We start from the raw sequence: 4,184 nt of genomic DNA on the forward strand, positions 1-4,184 counted from the left end.
CCAGGGCGAGCCCGGCGGCGGCGAGGCCCGCGGCGGTGACGGCCAGGTGGCCGGGCAGCCGGCCGCGCGGGGCGTCGGCCCTCATCCACCAGTCCGGTCCGTGCAGGCGGCTCATCAGGGCGTCGTCCGCGTTGCCGCGCTGGGTGCGCACGGAGACCCAGCGGTCGGCGGGGCGGACGGGGTGCAGGGTGGCGCGGGTGCCGCGGGCCAGGGTCCAGCCGCCGCTCATGAGGCGCAGGGCCAGGTCGGCGTCCTCGCGGAAGGCGCGCGGGAAGCGCTCGTCGAACCCGCCGGCCGCGCGTACCGTCCCGGTGCGGTAGGCCATGTCGGCGGTGGCCCAGGCGGCGTCCTCCAGGCCCGCCGTGCAGCGCTCCCAGTCGGTGGGTCTGCGGTCGTCGGGCAGCGGTACGGTCAGCCGGCCCTGCACCCCGGCCGTGCCGGGTCCGGCCTGCGCGAGGTCGTGGGCGAGCAGGGCGCCCCAGCCCGGGCGCACCTGTACGTCGTCGTCGAGGAAGACCACCCAGGGCGTGGCGACGCGGCGCAGCCCGGCGTTGCGGGCGGCGGCCGGGCCCCGGCCGCCGGTGGCCAGCACGGTGATCCGGTCCGCGAGCGGTCCGGCGGCGGTGAGGTCGAGCGGGCCGGCCGGGTCGCGGCGGTCGTCGACGAGGAAGATCGCGCGGGGTGCGGGTACGGCCGCGTCGGCGAGGGCCCGCAGGCAGTCCGCCAGGCAGGGCCGGCCGATGGTGGGGACGACGACGGAGTAGGGGGTGGCGGTCGGCGGCAGGTCCCGGGGCCCGTCCGGCGCGGTGGTCGTCACGCGCCGGTCCCGTTCACCGGGCGTCATGTGAACGCCTTCGACCGGCGGACGAGGAAGGGTCCGATGGCCAGCAGGTCCACGGGCGCGGAGCCGAAGCACTCCAGGGCCTCGCGGGGGTGGTCGACCATGGGCCTGCCCGCCGTGTTGAGGCTGGTGTTGACGACGACGGGGAGGCCGGTGCGCTCCTCGAACGCGGCGAGCATCCGGGCGACGAGCGGCTCGGCGGCCGGGTCCACGGTCTGGATGCGCGCGGTGCCGTCCACGTGGACGACGGCGGGGATGCGGGGCTTCCACTCCTCGGCGACCTCGTGGACGAAGAGCATGTACGGGCTGGGCATCGGACCGTCGAAGAGTTCGGCGGCGCGTTCCGCCCGCACCATGGGGGCGACGGGGCGGAACTCCTCCCGGCCCTTGACCGCGTTGAGCCGTTCCAGGTTCTCGGCGCGTCCCGGATGGGCGAGCAGGGAGCGGTGGCCGAGGGCCCGGGGGCCGAACTCGCTGCGCCCCTGGAACCAGGCGACGATGCCGTCCTGCGCCAGTTCCTCGGCGACGGCGGCGGCGACGTCCTCGGGCTCCTCGAAGGGCAGCGCGGCCGTCTCCAGCATCCGGCGCAGTTCCTCGTCGCTCCAGCCCCGGCCGAGGGCGGCGGTGGTCATCGGGCGGACCGGGCCGTGCTCGGCGGCGACGTGGAGGGCGGCGCCCAGGGAGGTCCCGGCGTCACCGGCGGCCGGCTGGACCCATACGTCGTCGAAGGGCCCCTCGCGGTGCAGGCGGGCGTTGGCCACGCAGTTGAGGGCGACGCCGCCGGCGAGGGCCAGCCGGGTGGCGCCGGTGCGTCCGTGGAGCCAGGAGGCCAGGTGGAGCACGGTCTCCTCCAGGCAGCGCTGGGCGCTGGCCGCGAGGTCGGCGTGCTGTTCGCGGTACGGGCCGCCCGGCCGGCGGGCCGGTGCGAACTCGCTCCAGGGGATGCCGGAGGCCCGGAATCCGCCGCCGCCGGTGGCGTGGACGTACGCGGCGAGCCGTTCGGCGAAGACGGGCTTGCCGTAGGAGGCGAGGGCCATGACCTTGAACTCGTCGCTGCTGCGCAGGAATCCGAGGTGCTGGGTCAGCTCCTCGTAGAACAGGCCCAGCGATTCGGGCAGCGGCTGGGTGTTCAGCACCTCCAGGACGCTGTCCCGGTAGTGGCCGGCGAGCTGGGAGGCGCATTCGCCGCGCCCGTCGAGGACCAGGACGGCGCGGTCGCCCGGTGGGGCGGCGAGCCCGGCGGACGCGGCGTGCGCGACGTGGTGGGGGACGAAGCGGACCTTGTCCGGGTGGAGACCGGGCAGGGCCTCGGCGAGGAATTCCGGGGCGCGCCTCGCGTAGTCCTGGCGGAGGTGGTCCCACGGGTCGTCGAGACCCAACTGCTCGGCGGGGCGGGCGAGATGGGGGTCGTACGAGTAGGCGACGGCGTCCAGGTCGGCGGGTTCGAGGCCGGCCGCCTCCAGGCACCAGCGGGCGGAGAGTTCGGGCAGCTCCCACGCGGAGAACGGCACCGGGCGCTTGCCGTGCTTGCGCCGGCTGAAGCGTTCCTCCTCGGCCGCGGCGACGGTCTTCCCGTCGATGACCAGGGCGGCCGAGGGGTCGTGGAAAAGGGCGTTGATTCCGAGCACGCGCATGCGTCGGCTCCTTCAGAGGTCGCGGGCCGGAACGCCGGCGGGCGGAGCGTCGGGCATTTCGGGGAGCGAGGCGAAGTACGCGATGGTGCGTTCCAGCCCTTCCTCCCAGGAAACGCGTGGTTCCCAGCCGAACATCTCCCGCACCAGGGTGGTGTCGGGGCGTCGCCTCTCGGGGTCGTCGACGGGCCGGTCGATGCAGGCGATCGGGCTGGCGGAACCGGTGAGTTTGACGATCCGCCGGGCGATCTCCCGTACCGTCGTCTCGTCGCTGCCGCCGATGTTCACGGGCCGCACGGACTTGCTCGCGGCCACGCTGAGTACGCCGTCGAGGGTGTCGTCGACGTAGCAGAGCGACCGGGTCTGGCTGCCGTCCCCGGCGACGGTGATCGGTTCCCCGGCCAGGGCCTGGCAGATGAAGGTCGGCACGGCCCGGCCGTCGTGGGCGCGCATGCGGGGACCGTAGGTGTTGAACAGCCGGACGATGCCCGCGTCGGTGCCTCTGGCGGCGGCGTGGGCGGTCACCAGCGCCTCGGAGAAACGCTTCGACTCGTCGTACACGCTGCGCGGCCCGACCGGGTTCACATTGCCCCAGTAGTCCTCGCGCTGGGGATGTACCAGCGGGTCGCCGTACACCTCGGACGTCGAGGCGAGCAGCAGCCGCGCCCCGTCCCGTTCGGCGACGGCGAGCATGTTGCGGGTGCCGAGACTGCCGACGTCCAGCGTCTCCAGCGGCATGCGCAGGTAGTCGGCGGGCGAGGCCGGGCAGGCGAAGTGCAGGACGAGGTCGTAGGGGCCGCTCAACTCCCGGACGCAGGAGGCGTCCGAGATGTCCAGGGGAAGGAACCGGAATGCCTTGTCCTCCTCCAGGTGGGCGATGTTGCGCGGTGACCCGGAGGCGAGGTTGTCGGCGCAGTCGACCGCCACTCCCCCGGCCAGCAGCCGTTCGCACAGATGTGACCCGAGGAAACCGGCGCCGCCCGAGACCAGGGCGTTCCGCCAGGGCATCCGCCCGGATGCGGAGAATGTCATCCGACCCATCTCCTTTCAGAGAACCGGAAGTTCCGGAAGGCGCGGGTACCGACCGCCGCACGCGGTCACCTGTCCCGGCGACACCGAGCCGCGTCTCCGCCGCTCGCTTCTCCCTCACGCATCCTGCCGGAGTAATCCGGCCACGCATCTTCGGTACTACCGTTGGAGCGAACCCAGGAGGAGGCGATCATGGAGCATCCGAACCTCGTGGACACGCTCGACGGGCTGCTGCGGCCGCGCGGCGCGTCCGGGCGGGTGCTGGTCACCGGATGGTTCAGCTTTCCGGACGGCGAAGTGACCGCCGGTGACTTCCTCGCCGAGCGGGCGGTGTCGCAGGCGCTGGACCAGGTGGGTGTGCCGCACGAATCGGCCTGGAGCCCGCATTTCGCGCCGGGTGCCCGGACGCTGGAGGCGGCCCCGCCCGAGCGGTACGAGCATCTGCTCTTCGTCTGCGGTCCGGTGCACGGACCGCAGCTCACCCGACTGCACGAGCGGTACGCGCGGTGCCGGCGGACCGCCGTCGGAGTGAGTGTGGTGGACGGCGACGACCCGGCGGCGCGCTGCTGGGCAACGACTACGACGACCACGACGAGGCCGCCGACCGGCACACCGACGAGTGCGTCCAGATGCTCGGCACGGTCATGGCCGTCCTCGCCGGGGAGTTCGGCCGGCCGGCCGAC

At 73.9% G+C, this 4,184-nt stretch carries 3 protein-coding genes and 1 pseudogene; 1 reads left to right on the top strand and 3 read right to left on the bottom strand.

The window, feature by feature from the left end; all coding sequences use genetic code 11:
• The 3 genes from MHW47_RS32740 to MHW47_RS32750 all read right to left on the bottom strand — a co-directional run.
• Window positions 1-817, bottom strand: an 817-nt coding sequence (locus tag MHW47_RS32740; protein ID WP_239227477.1) for a glycosyltransferase family 2 protein, incomplete at its 3' end; no start/stop codon positions are given.
• Between the two features lie 23 nt (window positions 818-840).
• Window positions 841-2,475 carry a carbamoyltransferase C-terminal domain-containing protein gene (locus MHW47_RS32745; protein ID WP_239227478.1) on the bottom strand — a complete coding sequence of 545 codons (1,635 nt, stop codon included), beginning with the start codon at window positions 2,473-2,475 and terminating at the stop codon, window positions 841-843.
• Between the two features lie 12 nt (window positions 2,476-2,487).
• Window positions 2,488-3,504 (bottom strand): NAD-dependent epimerase/dehydratase family protein, encoded by a 1,017-nt coding sequence (locus MHW47_RS32750; RefSeq protein WP_239227479.1) that lies wholly within the window; start codon window positions 3,502-3,504, stop codon window positions 2,488-2,490.
• 189 nt (window positions 3,505-3,693) lie between these two features.
• Here MHW47_RS32750 and MHW47_RS32755 point away from each other — a divergent pair.
• Window positions 3,694-4,184: pseudogene (locus MHW47_RS32755) on the top strand (hypothetical protein); the annotation flags it as partial.

Origin of the sequence: Streptomyces sp. OfavH-34-F (genome assembly GCF_022347745.1) — a bacterium.
GTDB lineage: Bacteria > Actinomycetota > Actinomycetes > Streptomycetales > Streptomycetaceae > Streptomyces.